At 63.5% G+C, this 19,726-nt stretch carries 20 protein-coding genes, 1 pseudogene and 1 riboswitch; of the genes and pseudogenes, 16 read left to right on the top strand and 5 right to left on the bottom strand.

Annotation, left to right across the window (positions count from 1 at the left end; translation table 11 throughout):
- Nucleotides 1–3: 3 nt before the first annotated feature.
- Entirely contained in the window at nucleotides 4–603 is a 600-nt protein-coding gene (locus tag ACNFHO_RS02765) for a TetR/AcrR family transcriptional regulator (RefSeq protein ID WP_112898447.1), read from the bottom strand.
- A gap of 90 nt (nucleotides 604–693) precedes the next feature.
- Between ACNFHO_RS02765 and ACNFHO_RS02760 the strand changes: the two genes are divergently transcribed.
- Nucleotides 694–1,311, top strand: a complete 618-nt coding sequence (locus ACNFHO_RS02760) for an NAD(P)H-dependent oxidoreductase (protein ID WP_054890875.1) — start codon at nucleotides 694–696, stop codon at nucleotides 1,309–1,311.
- Here the strand turns inward: ACNFHO_RS02760 and thpR are convergent.
- Nucleotides 1,272–1,820: an RNA 2',3'-cyclic phosphodiesterase gene (gene thpR, locus ACNFHO_RS02755; protein WP_416765125.1), complete on the bottom strand. Its 549-nt coding sequence runs from the start codon at nucleotides 1,818–1,820 to the stop codon at nucleotides 1,272–1,274. The genes ACNFHO_RS02760 and thpR overlap by 40 nt on opposite strands.
- Before the next feature lie 195 nt (nucleotides 1,821–2,015).
- Between thpR and lpxO the strand changes: the two genes are divergently transcribed.
- The 3 genes from lpxO to ACNFHO_RS02740 all read left to right on the top strand — a co-directional run bounded on the left by lpxO (nucleotide 2,016) and on the right by ACNFHO_RS02740 (nucleotide 4,010).
- Nucleotides 2,016–2,915, top strand: a complete 900-nt coding sequence (gene lpxO / locus ACNFHO_RS02750) for a lipid A hydroxylase LpxO (protein WP_054890877.1) — start codon at nucleotides 2,016–2,018, stop codon at nucleotides 2,913–2,915.
- A 102-nt stretch (nucleotides 2,916–3,017) separates the two neighbouring features.
- The gene (locus ACNFHO_RS02745; RefSeq protein ID WP_054890878.1) at nucleotides 3,018–3,362 is read left to right on the top strand and encodes a carboxymuconolactone decarboxylase family protein; all 345 of its coding nucleotides are present in this window, start codon (nucleotides 3,018–3,020) and stop codon (nucleotides 3,360–3,362) included.
- A 78-nt stretch (nucleotides 3,363–3,440) separates the two neighbouring features.
- Nucleotides 3,441–4,010 carry a GNAT family N-acetyltransferase gene (locus ACNFHO_RS02740; RefSeq protein ID WP_416765122.1) on the top strand — a complete coding sequence of 190 codons (570 nt, stop codon included), beginning with the start codon at nucleotides 3,441–3,443 and terminating at the stop codon, nucleotides 4,008–4,010.
- 85 nt (nucleotides 4,011–4,095) lie between these two features.
- On the opposite strand, the gene ACNFHO_RS02735 is transcribed toward ACNFHO_RS02740, so the two are convergent.
- On the bottom strand, nucleotides 4,096–4,842 hold the full coding sequence (locus ACNFHO_RS02735; RefSeq protein WP_054890880.1) for an outer membrane beta-barrel protein: 747 nt from the start codon (nucleotides 4,840–4,842) through the stop codon (nucleotides 4,096–4,098).
- Nucleotides 4,843–5,003: 161 nt separating this feature from the next.
- A riboswitch (cobalamin riboswitch) is annotated at nucleotides 5,004–5,207 on the top strand.
- Between the two features lie 112 nt (nucleotides 5,208–5,319).
- Between ACNFHO_RS02735 and ACNFHO_RS02730 the strand changes: the two genes are divergently transcribed.
- From ACNFHO_RS02730 to ACNFHO_RS02715, 4 genes and pseudogenes are all read left to right on the top strand, one after another.
- The gene (locus ACNFHO_RS02730; RefSeq protein WP_416765121.1) at nucleotides 5,320–7,446 is read left to right on the top strand and encodes a TonB-dependent receptor; all 2,127 of its coding nucleotides are present in this window, start codon (nucleotides 5,320–5,322) and stop codon (nucleotides 7,444–7,446) included.
- Between the two features lie 193 nt (nucleotides 7,447–7,639).
- A pseudogene (locus tag ACNFHO_RS02725) lies at nucleotides 7,640–8,094 on the top strand (REP-associated tyrosine transposase).
- 153 nt (nucleotides 8,095–8,247) lie between these two features.
- Nucleotides 8,248–9,399 (top strand): DUF1624 domain-containing protein, encoded by a 1,152-nt coding sequence (locus ACNFHO_RS02720; protein WP_416765120.1) that lies wholly within the window; start codon nucleotides 8,248–8,250, stop codon nucleotides 9,397–9,399.
- Between the two features lie 54 nt (nucleotides 9,400–9,453).
- Nucleotides 9,454–9,609 (top strand): hypothetical protein, encoded by a 156-nt coding sequence (locus ACNFHO_RS02715; RefSeq protein ID WP_153773843.1) that lies wholly within the window; start codon nucleotides 9,454–9,456, stop codon nucleotides 9,607–9,609.
- Between the two features lie 18 nt (nucleotides 9,610–9,627).
- On the opposite strand, the gene ACNFHO_RS02710 is transcribed toward ACNFHO_RS02715, so the two are convergent.
- Nucleotides 9,628–9,966, bottom strand: a complete 339-nt coding sequence (locus ACNFHO_RS02710; protein WP_112898452.1) for a hypothetical protein — start codon at nucleotides 9,964–9,966, stop codon at nucleotides 9,628–9,630.
- Nucleotides 9,967–10,144: 178 nt separating this feature from the next.
- Here ACNFHO_RS02710 and ACNFHO_RS02705 point away from each other — a divergent pair, with 178 nt between their 5' ends.
- The 8 genes from ACNFHO_RS02705 to ACNFHO_RS02670 all read left to right on the top strand — a co-directional run bounded on the left by ACNFHO_RS02705 (nucleotide 10,145) and on the right by ACNFHO_RS02670 (nucleotide 18,614).
- Nucleotides 10,145–10,624: a hypothetical protein gene (locus tag ACNFHO_RS02705; protein WP_063545136.1), complete on the top strand. Its 480-nt coding sequence runs from the start codon at nucleotides 10,145–10,147 to the stop codon at nucleotides 10,622–10,624.
- Between the two features lie 91 nt (nucleotides 10,625–10,715).
- Nucleotides 10,716–12,290 (top strand): sensor domain-containing diguanylate cyclase, encoded by a 1,575-nt coding sequence (locus tag ACNFHO_RS02700; RefSeq protein ID WP_416765408.1) that lies wholly within the window; start codon nucleotides 10,716–10,718, stop codon nucleotides 12,288–12,290.
- Nucleotides 12,291–12,354: 64 nt separating this feature from the next.
- The gene (uvsE, locus tag ACNFHO_RS02695; RefSeq protein ID WP_416765118.1) at nucleotides 12,355–13,377 is read left to right on the top strand and encodes a UV DNA damage repair endonuclease UvsE; all 1,023 of its coding nucleotides are present in this window, start codon (nucleotides 12,355–12,357) and stop codon (nucleotides 13,375–13,377) included.
- Between the two features lie 83 nt (nucleotides 13,378–13,460).
- Nucleotides 13,461–13,808 carry a hypothetical protein gene (locus ACNFHO_RS02690; RefSeq protein ID WP_112898455.1) on the top strand — a complete coding sequence of 116 codons (348 nt, stop codon included), beginning with the start codon at nucleotides 13,461–13,463 and terminating at the stop codon, nucleotides 13,806–13,808.
- Between the two features lie 366 nt (nucleotides 13,809–14,174).
- Nucleotides 14,175–14,687 carry a formaldehyde-activating enzyme gene (fae, locus tag ACNFHO_RS02685; RefSeq protein ID WP_054895590.1) on the top strand — a complete coding sequence of 171 codons (513 nt, stop codon included), beginning with the start codon at nucleotides 14,175–14,177 and terminating at the stop codon, nucleotides 14,685–14,687.
- Between the two features lie 9 nt (nucleotides 14,688–14,696).
- Nucleotides 14,697–15,731, top strand: coding sequence for an aldo/keto reductase (locus ACNFHO_RS02680; RefSeq protein WP_416765115.1), 1,035 nt, complete (start codon nucleotides 14,697–14,699; stop codon nucleotides 15,729–15,731).
- Nucleotides 15,728–17,167, top strand: a complete 1,440-nt coding sequence (locus ACNFHO_RS02675; RefSeq protein ID WP_063545142.1) for an NAD-dependent succinate-semialdehyde dehydrogenase — start codon at nucleotides 15,728–15,730, stop codon at nucleotides 17,165–17,167. Before ACNFHO_RS02680 ends, ACNFHO_RS02675 begins: the two co-directional genes overlap by 4 nt.
- A 97-nt stretch (nucleotides 17,168–17,264) precedes the next feature.
- Nucleotides 17,265–18,614, top strand: coding sequence for an MFS transporter (locus ACNFHO_RS02670; RefSeq protein WP_416765113.1), 1,350 nt, complete (start codon nucleotides 17,265–17,267; stop codon nucleotides 18,612–18,614).
- Between the two features lie 53 nt (nucleotides 18,615–18,667).
- On the opposite strand, the gene ACNFHO_RS02665 is transcribed toward ACNFHO_RS02670, so the two are convergent.
- The gene (locus ACNFHO_RS02665) at nucleotides 18,668–19,543 is read right to left on the bottom strand and encodes a LysR substrate-binding domain-containing protein (RefSeq protein WP_125929716.1); all 876 of its coding nucleotides are present in this window, start codon (nucleotides 19,541–19,543) and stop codon (nucleotides 18,668–18,670) included.
- Between the last annotated feature and the right edge of the window lie 183 nt (nucleotides 19,544–19,726).

The raw sequence follows: 19,726 nt of genomic DNA, 5'->3' as shown, positions 1-19,726 counted from the left end.
CCCTCAGCCCTGGCGCCGGACCATCGCCACGATACCGGCGCTCAGTTCCGCCTTGGCCTGCCCTGGCTCGACTTCCCCCGACGCCGCCGCCTGTGACAATGCCTCGGCGGCGCCGACCAGCAGACGCAAGCCGGCCAATCCGATATCCCCGCCCGGCGCAAACGGCGCCAGCGCCTGGCGGCACCGGTCCAGGAACGGATCCTCGTACCCCCGCTTGAGCGCCTCGAGCTCCGGCGAACCGGCCAACGCCGCACTGACGCCCGGTATCTCACGCCCCTGGGTCATCACACAATCGACATAGGCTGCGGCGATTACCGCCGCACGCGCCTCAAGGTCCACAGGACAGTCCGCCAGCACGACCTCGAGCATGGCGGTCTGGCGCGCGTCGTATTCCTCGTAAAGCGCCACCAGCAAGCCGTTGCGGGTTTCGAAGTGGTCGTACACCACCGGCTTGGTCACCCCTGCCAGCTCGCTCAGGCGCCCCAGGCTCAGCGCATCGGTGCCCTCCTCGCGAACCATCTGCCAGGCCACCGCTATCAATTGCCGCCGACGATCCTCACGGGACAGGCGTTTGCGTACAGGACGCGTCTCACCGCTTGACATAGTTTACCTACCAAAAGTAACTTACTAATCGTAACTTATGCCGAGTATATAGCGCCCGGCCTCTTCCCGCATCCCATAAGGAACGCATTCATGCACGCCCTGATCGTACTCGCCCACCCCGACGCCCAATCACTCACCCACGCATTGTCCAGGCAGATCGCCGACGGCCTGGCCCAAGCAGGCCATACCAGCGAAATCGCCGACCTGGCCGCAGAGGGCTTCGATCCGCGCTTCGAGTTGCCCGACCTCAATGTCCATCGTCACCTGGCCAAGCCGCCGGCGGACGTCCTTGCCGAGCAGGCACGCATCGAACGGGCTGATACCCTGGTGCTGGTCTACCCGGTGTACTGGTGGTCGTTCCCCGCACTGCTCAAGGGCTGGATCGACCGTGTGTTCAGCAATGGCTGGGCCTTCAGCTACGAAGACGGCAAGACCACCAAGCTGCTCAACCACCTGAAGGTCCACCTGGTGGCGGTCGGCGGCGCCGACGCTGCCCTGTTCGACCGCCATGGCTACGGCGCAGCAATGCGCGTACAGATCGAGCATGGCATCTTCGACTGGTGCGGCGCCCAGGTATCGAGCTCGATCCTTCTGGACGAGAGCGAAGGCCCGGATACCGCCAGGCACTTACCCACCGCCTACACCCTCGGACAACGTCTGTTCGCCGCTCAGGCTTCGTCCAGCGGCCACTCGGCCAGCGGACAGTAACGGCCCTTGCGCGATTCATAGAGACCGAACCGGCGGGCATTGAGGAAGAACTCCGGAGCCTGCGCCGCCTCTGGTGGCTGTCCCTGGAAATCCCGTGACAGCGTCAGGTGCGGACGGTATTCACGGGCCTGCTCGGAGATGCCCAGTGGCAGTAGGCGCTGCTCCAGCCCGTAGACCAGTTGGCGCAGGCTGGCAGGGGTATCGCCAGGTTCGAGCACCAGCGCGCCGGCACGTCGCCACACCTGCAGACGGTCGAGCAACAGGCGTATCGGCGCCCCTGGGCGCGTCATGCCGTCTACCGCCGCGCACAGTGCCGGTACCTGGGCGGCATCCACATCGCCCAGAAACAGCAACGTCACATGAAAATTCTCGGCCGGTACCGGCTTGCCGGCCCGCAACCCCAATTCACGACGCCACTGGGCAACGGCCCGGCGCTGGGTTTCGGGCAAAGCCAGGGCGAAAAACAGGCGCTTGAAGGGCGCGCCGCTTGGGCGTACATCCTGAACCATCGGAAACTCCTCGAGGCTGAAGGGCATGCAGGTTCAAACGCTGCCAGGGTTGAATCGTTTGCGCAGCTTGCAGGGCATTCCACCTTCGTCCATCAGCGATGACTTAACAATAAGTACAAACTGGCGACACGATTGTTTATGCTGGCGGGCTACAGCCATGGCGCATGGCCATTTTTATTCGACAAGTAACCGTCCATGAAAATTGCACTCGTACTGATCTTCGTCCTCTCGATCGCCTATGTTCACCTGCGCGGTCGCGTTCGCCACAAGCTGACTCGCCAGCTGGGCGACCACTCGAGCTTCCTCGCCCCGGTCAACAGTTTCCTGTACCTGTTCTCCAAGCACCCGGCCAAGCCCTATTTGCCCGTCGAGTCGTTCCCTGAGCTGCAGCCGCTCAAGGACCACTGGCAGGAAATCCGCGAAGAAGCCCAGCAATTGCTGCACGCCGGCGAGATCAAAAAATCCGACAACTACGATGACGTTGGCTTCAACTCGTTCTTCAAGACCGGCTGGAAGCGCTTCTATCTGAAGTGGTACGGCGAGAGCCACCCTTCGGCGATGACCCTGTGCCCACGCACGACCGAACTGCTGCAAGGTATCGGCACGGTCAAGGCGGCGATGTTCGCCACCCTGCCGCCGGGAGCCAAGCTGGTTCGTCACCGTGACCCCTATGCCGGCTCCTACCGTTACCACCTGGGCCTGGACACACCGAACGACGATGGTTGCTACATCGATGTGGACGGCGAGAAGTATTCCTGGCGCGACGGCGAGGCGGTGATCTTCGACGAGACGTACATCCACTACGCGGCCAATACCACCGAGCACAACCGTATCATCCTGTTCTGCGACGTCGAGCGCCCGTTGAAGTACCGCTGGGCAAGCGCCTTCAACCGTTGGTTCAGCCGCAACGTCATGGCCGCGGCAGCCGCGCCCAACGATGCCAACGACAAGACTGGCGGCATCAATCGACTGTTCACGCGCATCTACAAGATCCGTGAACGTGGCAAGGCCATGAAGAAGCGCAACCGCACCCGCTACTACCTCGAGAAATGGGCCGTGGTGGCGGCACTGGTGCTGCTGTTCATCTACATCTGACACGTCCTGCGGCCTCTTTGCCCCTCGGTGACGAGGCCTGCCCTTCCCCCCATCTTCGACTAGCCTGAAAGCTCCTGTTGCCAACCTGACAAGGTGAAGACGATGAGCATGATGGACTGGGACGCCTACCGTAAGCAGTTGATGGCCGGCATCGGCGATCTCAAGCAGCTGTCCCCCGACACCGTGGCCGGCTACGCCACCGCCAGCGCTGCCGGCGCCAAGACCAACCACCTCGACGCCAAGACCCGCGAGCTGATATCCCTGGCCGTGGCGGTGACCACTCGCTGCGACGGCTGCATCGCCGTGCATTCGCAGCAGGCGGTCAAGCACGGTGCGACCCGCGAGGAAATCGCCGAAGCCCTCGGCGTGGCCGTGGCCATGAACGCGGGCGCCGCCCTGGTGTATTCGGCACGGGCGCTGGATGCGGTCGGCAAGGCCGGCAGTTGACGCTTTTGGGCGCCACAGCCCTTGCATGACGGCGCCCATCCACCCAGACTTGCCGGCCCAGCCCGAGCAGGAACCGACATGATCCACATTCGCCCAATGACCCCGGAAGACTTCGAGCGTTTCTGGCCGACCTTCCAGGCCATCGTCCAGGCGCGCGAAACCTACGCATACGACCCGCAGATGTCGCAGGAGCAGGCGCGCACGCTGTGGCTGGAGTTTCCGTTGCACACCCTGGTGGCCGAAGAGGATGGCGAGCCGCTCGGTTCCTACTACCTCAAGGCCAATGCCGCCGGCCCGGGCGCGCACGTGGGCAATTGCGGATACATGGTCACACCCCGTTCACGCGGACGTGGCGTGGCACGGCTGATGTGCGAGCACTCGCAGAAGCTGGCGCGCCAGGAGGGTTTTCTGGCCTTGCAGTTCAATTCGGTAGTGGCGAGCAACGAGGTGGCCGTGGGGCTGTGGCACAAGCTCGGTTTCGAGACCGTCGGGCGCCTGCCCAAGGCTTTTCGTCATGCAGCACTGGGGCTGGTGGATTGTCTGGTGATGTACAAGTGGCTGGCCGATGAGCCGGTGACCGAGAAACCGGCGCTGCTGATCGGACGCAAGAACATCGAGGCGCGGGTATCGCGGCGCCGGGGCCGCTAGGCGCCCTTGAGCCTGCAGGGGAATCCTCGTGCCGAGATTGCGGCACGAGGCTGCCCTTACAAACGGCGTACAACCATCGAAGGCATCAGAACGCCAGGCCGACCTTCACGCCAAACTCGTCACGCTTGAGCTTGTTGTTGTCGGCAACCGGCGAGTCCTCGTCGATCTTGTACTCGGTACGGGTGTAGTACACGCCCGCCTGGATCGGCATGCTGCCTTGCTGGTTCATCAGCAGGGTGACTTCGGCATACGGGTTGGTGCGGTCCTTCATGTCGACACTGTCGCTGCCAAAGTCGTCGACCTTCAAGCGCGCACGGCCATCGATGGTGTGACGAGCACCGACTTCGACACGCAGGGTCGAGGCATCGAACTGGTGGTTGTAACCCAGCGCGGCCTTGGCGAACGGCGACTTGTAGGTCAACTTGGTGTCCAGGTCGTTGATCTCGGGCTCAAAACGGGTCCAGCTGTAACCGCCACCGACGATCACGTCGACGAAGTTGCGCGCATCCAGCGCGGCACGCCAGCCAAGGTCGAGGTCGGCCTGCGCCTCCTTGAGCTTGTTGTCGTTCTTCTTGCCATACTTGGCTTCGGCACCGATCTGGTAGATGAAGCCGGACTCGGCCGTCATCTTGTTGCCGAAGTTGGCGAACACACCGCCTTGGCCCAGGTGCTCCTTGTCGGAGTCGCCGCCGCCTTCGAACTTGAACTTGTCGTAGGAACCGAGCAGGCCGAAGGTGAACAGGGGCTCGGTGCTGGGGGCTGCCATCGCTGCCAACGGCGCGCCGAGCAGGGCCAGGGCGCAAGTGTGACGCAGCAGTTTTCCAGTAAACATTCGCAAAAGTCTCCATGACGTTGAATAAAAAGGGCGAACGAGCGGTTCGAGACAACGTCAGTCGGAAAAGTTCGAAAAAAATCTAATAAAAACGCGCAACCCTGCAGCCCATCACGTTTTTTCGCCTATCCAAACGATTGACTCCCCCTGCGTTCGATGGTCAGATGCCGCCAGTTTCAGGTGTCCTGCGCCGCCGTGCGCAGGGTGAAACGGGAAGCCGGTGCGTCTTTGCAGACAAGTCCGGCGCTGCCCCCGCAACGGTAAGCGAGCGAATCCTTCGACACACCACTGTGCTCATGCATGGGAAGGTGAAGGCTTCACGACCCTCGCAAGCCCGGAGACCGGCCTGACGCTTCTGTTGGCAAACCCGCGGTGGGCGGGCGCAGGCCGGTGTTCGCGTGCGCGCCTGCGTGCGTGTCTGCTCGTCTTTGCGTTGTTTCCACCGGGATCCATTCATTCCTGAACCCGTGGAACGACATGTCCCGACACTTCAAGCTTCAAACTCTGGCCGCCTGCATGGCCGTGTCCCTGCCGGCGCTGGCCGAGCAGCCGCAAGGCAAGGTCCTCGACCTGCCCTCGACGGCGATCACCGAGACCCGCGACGAACAGATCGTCGACCTGGCAACCCCTACCCAAGCCGGTTCGCGCCTGAACCTCAGCGCCCTGGAAACCCCGGCTAGCACCACCAGCATCACCGCCGAGCAGATCCAGCAGCGCGCCAACCTCACGGTGCAGGATGCAGTGACCCGATCGCCCGGCATCACCTCCGTCGGCACCCCGGGCAACGGCAACACCGCCCTCTCCGCCCGTGGTTTCACCGGACACGCCTCGGTGATGACACTGTTCGACGGCTCGCGCCTGTACACCGGCGCCGGCACCCAGACCTTCCCGGTCGACCCGTGGATGGTCGAGCGCATCGATGTGATCCGCGGCCCCGCCTCGGTGCTTTATGGCGAAGGCGCCACGGGCGCTGTGATCAACGTGATCCCGAAAAAACCCTTCGCCGGCGAGATCCGCAACCACCTGCGCCTGGGCTATGGCTCATGGGATCGCCAGCAACTGGGGCTGGACAGCGGCGGCAGCCTGAGCGAGCGCCTCAGCTACCGCGTGACCGTGAACAAGCAGGAAGGCAATGGCTGGGTCGACCGCACCGATTCGCGCAGCCTGGCCTTGAGTGCAGCCTTGCGCTTCGATGCCACCGACGACCTGAGCTTCACCCTCGCCCATGAGCGTGGCGACGCACAGCCCTCGAACTACTTTGGCACGCCGCTGATCGACGGCCACCTGCGCGACAGCCTGCGCAAGAAGAACTACAACATCCAGAACGACGTGCAGCGCTACCACGACGAATGGACCCGCTTCAACACCGACTGGACCCTCAGCGACAGCGTCACGGCCAGCAACCAGCTGTACTACATCAAGAGCCGTCGGCACTGGCGCAATGCCGAGGACTACACCTGGGATCCGACCCGCGAGCAGCTGGAGCGGGCAAGCTACCTGGAGATCAAGCACAACCAGGAGCAGATCGGCGACCGCCAGAGCTTCACCTTCGATCATTCGCTGTTCGGGCTGAACAGCACGACCGTGGTCGGTGCCGAGTACAACAAGATCCGTTTCAATGTCGACAGCAACTCGCCGTACAACGATGTCGGCGGCGATTACGTCGATCCTTGGAGTCCGGCACCGGGCGGGTTCCAGAGCCAGAACGTCACACGTCCGCAAACCCTCTCGACCACCCACACCTTCGCCCTGTTCGCCGAGAACCGTACCCAACTGACCGATCGCCTGTCGCTGGTGACCGGTATCCGCCGCGACCAGAACCACATAGACCGTGACAACCTGACCAACGACACGCGAGTCGACCGCAGCCTGCAAGGCGGCAACTGGCGCGCCGGCCTGGTATTCGCGGTAACCGACAATCTGTCGCTGTACGGCCAGTACTCCACCAGCGAAGACGGGGTGAGCAACCTGATCAGCCTCAGCCCGAGCCAGATCAACTACGACCTGACCGAATCGAAGCAGACCGAGCTGGGGCTCAAGCAGCGCTTCTGGGATGGGCGTGGTGAATGGACCCTGGCGGCGTATCACATCGTCAAGAAGAAGCTGTTGGTCGACGACCCGATCAGCCATGAGAAACAGCAGGCCGGCCAGCAGACCTCCGACGGCCTGGAAGCCGCGCTTGAGCTGGATCTGGGCCATCAATGGCAGGTATCGGCCAACGCCTCGGTGGTCCGCGCCAAGTACGATGACTTCGACGAGATCGTCGGCGGCATCGCCCAGGACCGCGCCGGCAACCGCCCCGCCAACGTTCCGCGCCGCACCGCCAACCTCTGGCTCAACAAGGGCTTCGGCCAGACCGTCGACGCCGGCATCGGCCTGCGCTACGTCGACCAGCGCTATGCCGACACCGCCAACGCCTACAGCGTCCCCGGCTACACCGTGGTCGATGCCAATCTCGGCTGGCAGGTACTGCCCGACGTACGCCTGGGCCTGCAGTTGAACAACCTGTTCAACCGCGACTACGTGGTTGCCGCGCACAGTGGCGAACAATGGCTGTTGGGCGCGCCACGCTCGTACTTCGCAACGGTGGACTACAGCTTCTGATGCCGTAGGCCTCGCCGGCCCTATCGCGGGACCAGCCCGCTCCCACAGGTAACCACCCTCCTAAAGACTGGTGGAGCACCTGTAGGAGCGGGCTCGTCCCGCGATAGGGCCGGCACATTCAGCAAAAAATCTCCCGGGCAACCAGCCACAGCCTCGCTACCTTGAGCAAAGAAAGAATGTTCAAGGAGAAAGCATGGATCGCCCTCATTCCAGCCTGTTGCGCCGTGGCCGCTTTTCCGAGCCCGGCAGAATCTATCTGCTCACTACCGTCACGCGCTCCCGCCAGCCTTTTTTCCAGTTTCTGCGTCCGGCACGTGCAGTCGTCCAGCAACTGCGTCACGCCGAAGAGGAACAGTCATGTCGCTCTCTGGCCTGGGTTGTGAGCCGGATCATCTCCACTGGCTGATCGAGTTGCGCACTGGGACACTAGGGGCGTTGATGCGCAGGTTCAAGTCCAGGACCAGTCATGCGCTTTACCAGACAGGTGGGGGTACAGGGCGGATCTGGCAGCCTGGGTACCAGGACAGGGCTATCCGCAGGGAGGAGGATGTTCAGGCCGTGGCGCGGTACATCGTTTCCAACCCGCTGCGTGCGGGGCTGGTTGGGAGTGTGCGGGAGTATTCGCACTGGGATGCTGTTTGGTTGTAAGTGCCGGCCCTATCGCGGGACCAGCCCGCTCCCACAGGTTCTTCACTGATCCTGTGGGAGCGGGCTCGTCCCGCGATAGGGCCCGGCAAATCACCCCAACAATAGAGATATAAGATAACATTCCAAAATCAACTCAACTTCAGCTAAAGCCCCATGCCATCCACTCCACCCTCTTCCCGCCTGCACAGCATCGACGCCCTGCGCGGCCTGGTCATCTTGTTCATGCTACTGGACCACGTGCGCGAAACCTTCTTCCTGCATCGCCAGGTCAGCGACCCGATGACCATCGACGCCACCGAGCCCGCGCTGTTCGCGAGCCGCACCCTCGCTCATCTGTGTGCCCCGGTGTTCGTCCTGCTGACCGGCTTGAGCGCCTGGCTCTATGGCGAAAAACACCAGGGCCTGGGCGATGTCTCGGCGTTCCTGTTCAAGCGCGGGCTGTTCCTGGTGGTGCTGGAGTTCACCCTGGTCAACTTCGCCTGGACCTTCCAGTTGCCGCCCAGCGTGATCTACCTGCAAGTGATCTGGGCCATCGGCCTGAGCATGATCGTCCTGTCGCTGCTGGTGTGGCTGCCGCGCCCGTTGCTGATGGCCCTGGGTGTAATCATCATCGCCGGCCACAACCTGCTCGACGGCCTGCACTTTGCCCCCGGTACGCTGCTGCACGCACCCTGGGCGATTCTGCATGATCGCGGCTGGCTCGAGGTGTCGCAGAACCTGCGCCTGCGGACCTCCTATCCACTGCTGCCCTGGATCGGCGTGATCGCCGTGGGCTATGCATTGGGGCCATGGTTCGCGCGTGGCAGCGATACCGCCAAGCGCCAGCGTCAGTTGTTGTTCGTCGGTAGCGCTGCGCTGGTGGGTTTCGTCGCGCTGCGTCTGCTCAACGGCTACGGCGAGGCCCAGTGGCAGCTCTACCCCGCTCTGACGCAGACCCTGATGAGCCTGTTCAACATCACCAAGTACCCACCGTCGCTGCTGTTCCTGCTGCTGACACTGGGTGTCGGCCTGTTGCTGCTGCGAGCTTTCGAACGCGCCGGCCAGGCACGCTGGATCAGCGTGCTGACCGTGTTCGGCAGTGCACCGATGTTCTTCTACCTGCTGCACCTTTACGCACTGAAAGCCCTCTACCTGGCAAGCGTCGGCCTGTTCGGGCACAACCAGGGCGAGTACTTCGGTTTCGATAGCGTGGGCGCACTGTGGCTGGTTGCAGCGTTGCTGGCCGCCGCCCTGTACTGGCCGGTGCGGCAGTTCGCCGGATTCAAGGCCCGCCGCCGTGACATTCGCTGGCTCAAGTATCTGTGAGCGAAAGCGCCCGAATCGTTTACCATCGCCGCTCCCAACGACGGAAACCCCGAGATGAACAGGATGATTCAGTTCGTGGTGGTGGTCGTGCTCTGCACGGCCATCGGCACGCTCTGCGAACACTTTGGCGTGAACCAGTACCTCAAATGGCTGCTGATGGCGTTGCCCGCGATCGTCTGGGTGCGCTTGCGCAATCCGATGAAGGACTGATCCCGGGCGACCCAGGGTTCAGTAGTTCGAACGGTCGTAGCCCGATCCGTCGGTTGCGCGGATGAACGCGTCGTAGTAACTGACCAGGTTGCTGCCCTTTTCATAAAGGACGGTGGCAAAGTCGCTCGGTGCGACATTGCCCTGTTCCCAGAACCGGTTCATGTCACCGGAAAGCAGGTAGGGCAGGTAGTCTTCGTTGACGGTATCGCTGTGAAGATGCGAGCGGCCGAAGTACAGCGCCGAGATCAGGGCAATCTGATCCTCGGCCTCCAGGTTCGATAGAAACGCCTGGGCGTCTTCGGACGAAGCGAAGGGCAGAACTGGCACGATGCCACTAATCAAGTGGTCGATATGCATGGAGGTCTCCTTGGTCGGTACGGCCCGTATTAACCGAGCGCAACAGGCCCCACGTCAAAAACGCGGTGTTGAGCCGCTACCTGGCAGCGCAGGACACTTGCCCACGACCTTTCCCACACTGCCGCGCCTGCGGGCCTTGCAGTAAACTCACTTCCCTCGAACCTCCAGAGCCACCCCCATGCCTCGCCTGCCGAAACTGCTGCTGCCCTTGCTGTTGCTCGCCACCCTCGCCGCCTGCGACCAGAAACCCACCCGCGAAGAGCGGATCCTGGCCAACCTGCCGTTGCAGGAAGCCTACGACCACAACATCGAGCGCATGGCCCAACTGCTGGCGATGACCCACCCGCAGGTGCCGCAGGACAAGATCAAGGACGTGCTGCGCAAGCACCTGACCGTCGAGGACCAACGCAAGGACCTGTTCAAGCTCTACAGCGAGAAGAACTTCAGCGATGCCGAGTTCGACACCATCGTTGCCGCCACCCAGGACCCGCAGAAAGCCCGGCAGCTGGGCGAGAGCGAGGAAGGCAAGCGCCTGAGCGAGAAACTGACCGGTTTGATGCGCGCCACAGCGCAGGACAAACACGTACAGGCATTGGCTGAAGAGCGCATGCAGCAGGTGGAAGACGAACTGTCGGAGCTGAGCGCACCCGGCAAATGAAACCCGCTGGCGGCCCGTTCGTTTCGCCCCGTAGCTGACTGCACGCATTCCGAGTAATGTTGCGCAAATCGACTTCCCAGTGAGTTCCGGATTGCCACACGCCAAGAAAGGCCTGCGCCTGGACCTGCGCACGCTCATCCTCCTGTTGTCGACACTCACCGCCGTGGTGATGCTGCTGACCAGCTACTTCGCCAGCTATCGGGTGCAGCGACAACTGCTGATCGATCACTCCCTGGAATCGAACCTGGTATATGCAGCCAAGCTGGCCTCGATCACCGAACTGTTCCTGGAGGGCGCGCTCAAGCAGCTCGCGTTCAGTGCCGACACCAGTGGAGGGACGCTTGACGACACGGCCCGCCTGCAACGCGAAAGTGAACGCCTGCTGGCCCAGAGCAATGCCTTCAACTCCACCTTCTTCGTCGACAGCGAAGGTGTCCTGCGGGCGATCTCGCCCGCGCCCCTGCGCACCATGCTCGGACAACACCTGGAAACGCCGGGGTCACTGGAAGCGCTGCGTGAGCGCCGGGCGCTGATCTCGACGCCGTTCATTTCCAAGGCCAACAACCTGGTGGTAGTCGCCTCGCAGCCGATCTTCGCCAAGGACGGGCGCTACCTGGGTTATGTCGGCGGCAGCCTCTATCTTCGCCAGCACAACATCTTCAACAGCCTGCTGGGCGAACATTTCTATCAGGATGGCTCCTACCTCTACGTGGTCGATCACAACCGCCGCCTGCTCTATCATCCCGACGCCGAACGGGTGGGCACGGTGGTGAATGACAACCCGCTGATCAATCAATTGCACCAAAAGCGCAGCGGCACCCAACAGTTCACCAACAGCCTGGGCAAGGAAATGGTCGCAGGCTTCGCCACGGTGCCGATCAGCGGCTGGGGCATCGTCGCCCAGCAGCCGCTGTCACAGACCGTGCAACCGTCGCAGCGGCTGATCCTCAACGTGGTCGGCATTTCCGTACCGCTTGCCCTGCTCGGCGGCCTTGCCCTGTGGTGGCTCGCGCTGACCATCACCCGACCACTCTGGCAACTGGCTGCCGGCGCCCGCAGCCTGGACAAGGCCGACACTCACGAACGCATCCATGCCGTGCGTGCCTGGTATTTCGAGGCCGCCGAGCTCAAGCGTGCCCTGCTGTTCGGTTTGAACCTGTTGCAGGAGCGCATCGGGCGCCTGAACCGGGATGTACAGACCGACCCGCTCACCGGCCTTGGCAACCGTCGTCACCTGGACCTGAGCTTGTCGCTGCTGCAGGCCGATAACCGCAGCTTCTGCGTCATCGTCCTGGATATCGATCACTTCAAGCGAATCAACGACCAGCATGGCCACGACATCGGCGACCAGGTACTGCGCTCGCTGGCCGAGCTGATGCGCACCTGTTGCCGCGAAGGCGATGTGCTGTGCCGCATCGGCGGCGAGGAGTTCCTCATGCTGCTGCCCGGTGCCAGCCTGGACGTGGCAATGAATGTCGCCGAACGCCTGCGCCGGATCGTCGCCGAAACACCGATCGCCCCAGTGGGTACGGTGACCATCTCGCTGGGGGTCGCGCATTGTGCAAGCGACGAACAAGATCCGGCGCTGGCCCTGAATCAGGCCGACCGCGCCCTCTACGTCGCCAAGCGCAGCGGCCGCAACCGCGTGGAAGCGAGCCAGGCCTGATCGCGCGGATCGCTTGCCGCCATGCCGCTGTCCAAGCTGACCGTACCCCTTCAGGAAATGTCCCATGCCGCGCCTCGGTTTCGCTTGCCAGTACCGCCATCCTCACCGCGACCAATCGATCAAGACGCTGGAGGCCATCGAACGCGCCTTCAATCCGCGCACCACCACGCTGCGGTGGCTGTCTGGCGCGAGCCAGGAAGCGGCACGTGCCAAGTTGCTGGAGCTGGTGGAGCACAACCTCGATGCCCAACTGCGCCTGCTCGGCTATGTGGCCGAGCTGCCGGCGATGTTGCACATGATGCGCCTGTCCAGCGACCTGCTGCCGCTGTACAGCCACCCCGAGGTGGCCGCCTTCTACCGCGACCCACCCGTCCAGGCGATGCTGGAGCAACGCTTCGCGCGCATCGGCGATTTCGCCCGAGCGCACGACATCCGCCTGTCGTTCCATCCTGGCCAGTACTGCGTGCTCGGCTCGGACCGCGCCGAAGTGGTCGAGAACAGCCTGGCCGAGTTCGAGTACCACGCCGACATGATCCGCATGATGGGCTACGGCCGGCGCTTCCAGGACTTCAAGTGCAATATCCATATCGCCGGTCGCCTGGGTGCAGCGGGCGTGCGCGCCGTCTGGCCGCGACTGTCGCAGGAGGCGCGTAATGTCATCACGTTCGAGAACGACGAAAAGACCTATGGCGTGGACGATTGCCTGGCCCTGGCCGACCTTGCGCCTGTGGTGCTCGACATCCATCACTGCTGGATCCATGAAAATGACTACATCGACCCGCACGACCCGCGGGTTGCGCGGATCATCGACAGCTGGCGCGGCGTGCGGCCGACCATGCACTACTCGCAACCACCCGAGCGCCTGCAGGAACTGGGCTTTTGCGCCGGGGAAAAACTGACGATCAACATGCTGCTCAAGCAGGTCAGCAAGCGCGATCTCTACCAGCACAGCGAACGTATGTGGAACGACTGGACCAATCGCTATGCCCTGCAGTTCATCGAGCGCTTCGACATCATGTTCGAGGCCAAGCACAAGAACCTGGCCACGCTGGATTTCTTCGAGCGCTATATTCAAGTACCCCAGTGACTGCGACCTCCGGTCGATCCATCCGCACATCGACACTGCGCCAAAGCCTTAACAAGGGTAAACCTTTGGACAGGAGATCGACCATGATCGGCAAACGCATACACGCAAGTCTCTTCGCACTGTGTCTGGCCACGGCCGCCCCATTGGCCCTGGCAGCCACCGACATGAACGACCAGCGCGCACCGGGTCAACAGCCCCACGGCAGCGGCACCATGCAGGACAACGGCAGTGGCAGTGGCACCGGCAGTGGCTCCGGCACGCCGGGTGACGGCATGGGCTCCGGCAGCGGTGGAACCGATCGCAACGATACCAATGGCACTGGTGGCGACGGCACTCGCAGCGGCTCGACCAGTGGCGGTACCGGCGGCGGCATCGGCGGAGGGGGTTCCGGTGGATCTGGAGGTTCCGGATCGGGCGGCAGCGGCAGCTAGCGCTTTCGCCGCCTGCGGCTCGAAAACCGCAAACCAGCGCAATCCATGTGGAGCTCATGTGGGAGCTCCAATGGCCTGCGCTGGTCTTCAAGGCAATGGCTCGTACAAGGCCCGCTGCACAGCTATGACCTGCCCTCATACCCTCTTGATTTCTTCTCCCTACTGCCTCCCCACGCCGGCCTGATAAAAATCCTCACGACTGGCGACCGCCAGCACTGCTCGCCCAAAAACAACAAAGAGCGTCGCGCCATGCCTGCATTGCAGCTATCCCTTCGCCCTTGTTGCGTGCCGAGCACCTGATTTCGCGCCTCGCGCGGCAGGCGCCGCCGAGGCTTCGTTCATCCAGTGAGTGATCGAGGTTTTGTCATGAAGCAACTTGCCCTGTACATCGGCGAAGGTTTCGAAGGTCCCGGCGTCAACGCCGCGCACATCAACATCATGATGGGGCCACGCAACGGCCCGGCCGGCCAGGCCTTCGCCAACAGCCTGGCGTCTCCCAGCCAGGGCCACTGCCCGTTCATGGTCATCGCCCAGCCGAACATCCCGGTCAAACCCATGACCCTGTACGTCAACAAGGCGGTGATCGCCGGCGACCTGCACGCCAACGCCACGTGGGGGGCGTCCCAGGCCGGTATCGCCAAGGCGGTCACCGAAGCCTTGCTCGACGGCACCCTGCCGGCCGAAGCCGAGGATGAATGGGCCATCGTCACCGCCAACTGGGTCAATCCGGCCTGCGACGATCTCGATGCCGTCTACCTGAACAACTACAACGCCTGCCGCACCGCGATCCGCGCCGCCCTCCAGGGCCTGCCGGCGCGTGCGCAGCTGGCCGATGTGGTCAATCAGATCGCCAACCCCTTCTACACCCCGAAAGCCTGAGGTCCGATCATGCAATACATTCGTCTGGGCAACTCCGGCCTGCAGGTTTCCAAGCTGTGCCTCGGCACCATGAACATGGGCACCCCGCAGTGGAAGCCGTGGATCTTCGACGAGGCGGCCAGCGAGCCGATCGTGCGCCACGCGCTGGACAAAGGGGTCAACTTCATCGACCTGGCCGACTTCTATTCCGCCGGCGTCGGCGAGGAAGTGGTCGGGCGTATCCTCAAGCGCCTGGTACGGCGTGACGACGTGGTAGTGACGACGAAGGTCGGTTACGGCACACGCAGCGGCATCAACGCCAGTGGCCATTCGCGCAAGCACATCCTCGACGGCATCGACGCCTCGCTGCAGCGCGCCGGCATGGATTACTTCGACGTCTACATGCTGCATTTCTTCGACGTGAACACCCCCGTCGAAGAAACCATGGAAGCGCTCAACGATATCGTCCGCGCCGGCAAGGCCCGTTACATCGGGGTCTCGACCATGCTCACCGGGCAACTGGCGAAAATCCTCCTGGCCTGCGAGCGCCATGGTTGGGCCAAGCCGATCAACATGCAGTTGCAGCTCAACTGCGCCTACCGCGAAGAAGAACGCGAGATGATCCCGTTCTGCCGCGACCAGGGCCTGGGCGTCTCGGTGTTCAGCCCGCTGGCCCGCGGCCTGCTCACTGGCGACGTCCAGTCGACCCGCAACCAGACCGACTTCTTCACCCAGCAGATGTACAGCGACGAAGCCTCGTTCGCCATCGCCCGTTCGGTACAGCGCGTGGCCCATCGTCACGGCGTGTCCAACGCCCAGGTGGCCCAGGCCTGGGTCCTGCAACACCCGGGCGTGGACAGCATGCTGGTCGGCGCCGATTCCACCGCGCAATTCGACAGCGCCCTCGCGGCCCTGGACATGCGCCTGGACGAAGAAGACTTGTATGAACTGGAGCGCAACTACACGCCCTGCGACCTGATCAACGACTACACCGCCGGCAAGCGCATTCTGCGCGTCGGTCGTCCGCCACGTGGCGACTTCGCGATCCAGGAGGCGGTGGCATGAGTACGTTGCTCAAGGCGGGTCACTACATCGACGGGCAATGGCTCAGTGGCGCTGCCACCTATCCAGTGCTCAACCCGGCCACCGGTGAAACCCTCGCCCAGGTGCCGCGCGGCGGCGCCGAGGAAACCCAGGCGGCCATCGCTGCTGCCGAACGCGCCCTGCCCGCCTGGCGAGGCAAGCTGGCCAAGGAGCGTGCGCAGATCCTGCGCCGTTGGTCTGAGCTGATGCTCGAGCAGCGCGACGCCCTCGCCACCCTGCTAAGCCGCGAGCAAGGCAAGCCGCTGGCCGAAGCCAAGGGCGAAGTGGCCTATGCAGCAAGCTTTCTCGAGTGGTTCGCCGAGGAAGGCAGACGCGTGTACGGCGACGTCATTCCTACGCCCAAGGCCGACGCGCGGGTGCTGGTGACCAAGGAGCCAATCGGTGTGGTGGCGGCGATCACGCCATGGAACTTCCCGCTGGCAATGGTCACCCGCAAGGTCGGCCCGGCCCTGGCGGCCGGCTGCACGCTGATCCTCAAGCCCTCCGAAGAGACGCCACTGTCGGCCTTCGCCCTGGCGCTGCTGGCCGAACAGGCCGGCGTACCGGCAGGTGTGTTCAACATCGTTTCCGGCGACGCCCCGGCCATCGGTGGCGCCCTGCAGGCCTCCACGGTGGTGCGCAAGCTGTCGTTCACCGGCTCCACCCGCACTGGCAAGCTGCTGATGCGCCAGGCCGCCGACACTTTGAAAAAGGTGTCGCTGGAACTGGGCGGCAATGCCCCGTTCATCGTCTTCGACGATGCCGACCTCGACGCCGCCGTGCGCGGAGCGATGGCCTCGAAGTTCCGCAATACCGGGCAGACCTGCGTATGCGTCAACCGCTTCTATATCCAGGACGGTGTGTACGAAGCCTTCACCCACAAGCTCGCCGAAGCCGTGCAGGCCTTGCGCGTCGGTGAGGCGCTGCAGGGCGAGACCGAGCAAGGGCCGCTGATCAACGCTGCGGCCCTGGCCAAGGTCGAGCAGCACGTGGGCGATGCCCTGGAGCACGGCGCACGCCTGCTCTGTGGTGGCCGTCGGCATGCGCTGGGCGGCACCTTCTACGAGCCGACGGTGCTGGCCGAAGCCACTACAGAGATGCTGATCGCCAACGAGGAGACCTTCGGCCCGGTGGCTGCCTGCTTCCGTTTCCAGGATGAAGCCCAGGTCCTGCGCCTGGCCAACGACACGCCCTATGGACTGTCGGCGTACTTCTACAGCCGCGACATCGGCCGTGTCTGGCGCATGGCCGAGGGCCTGGAGGCCGGGATCGTCGGCGTCAACGAAGGGATCATCTCCACCGAGGTGGCGCCGTTTGGTGGCATCAAGGAGTCGGGCATGGGCCGCGAAGGCTCCAAGTACGGCCTGGAGGATTACCTGGAGATCAAGTACGTGCTGATGGGTGGGCTGAACAGCTGATCCAGCCCTGTAGACGCGGCCTTGTGCCGCGTCTACACGTATCGCGCGCGACTCAGAGCAACGCCCCTGACCCAAACAATAACAACGAGGTGTCAACATGACGGGACAGACAATCAAGATCGACGACCTGCCGATCGGACGTTTTCATATCAAGATCGCCGGTCTGACCTTCGGCGCGCATTTCACCGACGGCTATATCCTCGGCCTGATCGGCATCGCCTTTACCCTGATCAATCCGCAGATGCAGTTGAGCTCTTTCTGGCAAGGACTGATCGGCGCCTCGGCGCTGCTCGGGCTGTTTCTGGGCAGCCTGTTCTTCGGCTGGATCTCCGACCGATTGGGGCGGCAGAAAATTTTCCTGATCAGTTTCGTGCTGATCACCCTCGCCTCGGTGATGCAGTTCTTCGTCGAGACGGCGACGCAACTGTTCCTCTGCAGGGTATTGATCGGCATCGGGCTTGGCGGCGACTTCAGTGTCGGCCACGCCATGCTCGCCGAGTTCTCGCCACGCAAGCACCGTGGCGTGCTGCTGGGCTCGTTCAGCGTGATCTGGACCTTCGGCTATGTCGCCGCGACCTTCGTCGGCACCGCCCTGCTGCCGCTGGGCGACGACGCCTGGCGCTGGATGCTGGCGTCCTCGGCCATTCCGGCAGCCATGATCCTCATCGCCCGCATCGGCACGCCGGAATCGCCACGCTGGCTGATGCACCAGGGCCGCGCCGAGGAAGCCAGGGCCATCGTGCGCAAGCACCTGGGTACCAACGTGGTGCTCGACGACGAAATCGCCCGCCCCAGCCACAGCGGTTTCGCCGCGCTGTTCAGCCGTGAGTACCGCAAGCGCACAGCGTTCAACTGCCTGTTCTTCATCTGCATCGTCATGCCTTACTTCGCCATCTACACCTTCCTGCCGGCGATCCTGCAGAAAATGGGGCTGGCCGAAGGCTTCGGCACCGAGATGATGCTCAATGCCCTGCTGATCGTCGGCGCGCTGCTGGGGATCTGGTGCACCATCAAGTTCAGCCGCCGAGGCTTTTTGATCAACAGCTTCCTGATCCTGGCGGCGGCGCTGTTCCTGCTGGTGCTGATGCCGAGCAGCATGGCCTGGGCGATGGTGGCGCTGTTCGGGCTGTTCACCCTGGTGCTGTCGGCGGTGAGCAACCTGGTCGGGGTGTACCCGGCCGAGAGCTTCCCCACCGAAGTGCGCGCCAGCGGCATCGGCCTGGCCACTGCAGCAAGCCGGTTGGGATCGGCGATCAGTACCTTCCTGTTGCCGGTGAGCGTGGCTGGGATCGGCCTTAACCCGACCATGGCGATCCTCGCCGGGATCCTGCTGTTCGGGGCGCTGGTGTCGATGGCCTGGGCACCGGAGACCAAGAGCCTGTCGTTGGCCGAGGCCTGTCGCGGCGAGGAGAAACCGGCGCCTGCGGGCAAGGTGGCGGCGGTCTGATCGGACAGTGTTGGCTTCTTCGCGGGCAAGCCCGCGAAGAAGCCGCCGCAATCTCAAGGATTGCTCACCACTGCCAGCCAATCGGCAAAGCGCTCCACCTTGGACAACCCGCGCTTGTCGCCCGGCACCTCCAGCCAATAGCCATAAGGCCCGATCACCTCCACCGGGGTGATCGGCACAAGGCTGCCGCTGGCCAATTCGCGCTCGATCATCTGCCGGTCGATCACCGCCAGGCCGCCGCCGGCCAGCGCGGTATGGATCACTTGGTCCAGGGTGCTGAACTCGATACCGCTGTCGGCATCGACATCGCTGCGCCCGGTGGCCGCCAGCCAGTTCTCCCACACCCGCAGGCGGCGGCCTTCATGGAGAATGTGCAGCAGCGGGTGATCGCGCAGGCACGGCTCGCGGCCGTCCTGGAACAGCTCGGGGCTGGCCACGGCGATGTGCCGTTCCATCACCAGCAAACGGCGATTGCCCGTGCCCTCGCCTTCGCGGCTGAACAGGATGCGGCAATCGAGCTCGCCGGGGTGTTCGTCGTCACGCTGGCTGGTGACGCTGAGGCTGATGTCCGGGTAGCGCTGCATGAAACCGCGCAGGCGTGGCGACAGCCAGCGGGTGGCCCAGGTCGGTGGCGCGAGGATGCGCAGACGCTGGCGCAGATTGGGCACGCGCACCGCCTCCAGTGCCCGCTCGATGCGATCGAAGGCCTCGCCCAGGTGCGGGGCCAGGGCGTTGCCGGCGTCGGTCAGGGTCAAGCCGCGCGGCCCCCGAACGAACAGCACCACGCCCAGGTAATCCTCCAGCTGCTTGATCTGTCGGCTGATGGCGCCCTGGGTGACGTTCAGCGCATCGGCGGCGCGATTGAAGCTGCGGTGGCGGGCAACTTCCTCGAAGACCTTGAGCATGTTCAAAGGCGGCAGGGTGCGCATGGTGGGGCTCTGCTGATCGTTGTTTTTGTAGGGCGATTCTACAGGCGTGCGACTGCCTGCAAACATGCGTTTTTCTCGGGTTACCGCTGCGTAATGCTCGTTTGTGCCGGGGCACGGGCGTTGGATAGGGTCGCCCCAATCGCGGGACAAGCCCGCTCCCACATGTACCGCGCCGTTCCTAAG

The sequence above is a fragment of the Pseudomonas sp. NY15374 genome (assembly GCF_048068255.1).
Taxonomy (GTDB): domain Bacteria; phylum Pseudomonadota; class Gammaproteobacteria; order Pseudomonadales; family Pseudomonadaceae; genus Aquipseudomonas; species Aquipseudomonas machongensis.
The sequence above is the reverse complement of the archived record's forward strand: the minus strand, read 5'-3'. Positions and strand labels throughout refer to the sequence as shown.

Bases quoted from the DNA above. Each gene is read 5' to 3' on its own strand.
- ACNFHO_RS02765 (WP_112898447.1), bottom strand. From the start codon at position 603: ATGTCAAGCGGTGAGACGCGTCCTGTACGCAAACGCCTGTCCCGTGAG.
- ACNFHO_RS02760 (WP_054890875.1), top strand. From the start codon at position 694: ATGCACGCCCTGATCGTACTCGCCCACCCCGACGCCCAATCACTCACC.
- thpR (WP_416765125.1), bottom strand. From the start codon at position 1,820: ATGGTTCAGGATGTACGCCCAAGCGGCGCGCCCTTCAAGCGCCTGTTT.
- lpxO (WP_054890877.1), top strand. From the start codon at position 2,016: ATGAAAATTGCACTCGTACTGATCTTCGTCCTCTCGATCGCCTATGTT.
- ACNFHO_RS02745 (WP_054890878.1), top strand. From the start codon at position 3,018: ATGAGCATGATGGACTGGGACGCCTACCGTAAGCAGTTGATGGCCGGC.
- ACNFHO_RS02740 (WP_416765122.1), top strand. From the start codon at position 3,441: ATGATCCACATTCGCCCAATGACCCCGGAAGACTTCGAGCGTTTCTGG.
- ACNFHO_RS02735 (WP_054890880.1), bottom strand. From the start codon at position 4,842: ATGTTTACTGGAAAACTGCTGCGTCACACTTGCGCCCTGGCCCTGCTC.
- ACNFHO_RS02730 (WP_416765121.1), top strand. From the start codon at position 5,320: ATGTCCCGACACTTCAAGCTTCAAACTCTGGCCGCCTGCATGGCCGTG.
- ACNFHO_RS02720 (WP_416765120.1), top strand. From the start codon at position 8,248: ATGCCATCCACTCCACCCTCTTCCCGCCTGCACAGCATCGACGCCCTG.
- ACNFHO_RS02715 (WP_153773843.1), top strand. From the start codon at position 9,454: ATGAACAGGATGATTCAGTTCGTGGTGGTGGTCGTGCTCTGCACGGCC.
- ACNFHO_RS02710 (WP_112898452.1), bottom strand. From the start codon at position 9,966: ATGCATATCGACCACTTGATTAGTGGCATCGTGCCAGTTCTGCCCTTC.
- ACNFHO_RS02705 (WP_063545136.1), top strand. From the start codon at position 10,145: ATGCCTCGCCTGCCGAAACTGCTGCTGCCCTTGCTGTTGCTCGCCACC.
- uvsE (WP_416765118.1), top strand. From the start codon at position 12,355: ATGCCGCGCCTCGGTTTCGCTTGCCAGTACCGCCATCCTCACCGCGAC.
- ACNFHO_RS02690 (WP_112898455.1), top strand. From the start codon at position 13,461: ATGATCGGCAAACGCATACACGCAAGTCTCTTCGCACTGTGTCTGGCC.
- fae (WP_054895590.1), top strand. From the start codon at position 14,175: ATGAAGCAACTTGCCCTGTACATCGGCGAAGGTTTCGAAGGTCCCGGC.
- ACNFHO_RS02680 (WP_416765115.1), top strand. From the start codon at position 14,697: ATGCAATACATTCGTCTGGGCAACTCCGGCCTGCAGGTTTCCAAGCTG.
- ACNFHO_RS02675 (WP_063545142.1), top strand. From the start codon at position 15,728: ATGAGTACGTTGCTCAAGGCGGGTCACTACATCGACGGGCAATGGCTC.
- ACNFHO_RS02670 (WP_416765113.1), top strand. From the start codon at position 17,265: ATGACGGGACAGACAATCAAGATCGACGACCTGCCGATCGGACGTTTT.
- ACNFHO_RS02665 (WP_125929716.1), bottom strand. From the start codon at position 19,543: ATGCGCACCCTGCCGCCTTTGAACATGCTCAAGGTCTTCGAGGAAGTT.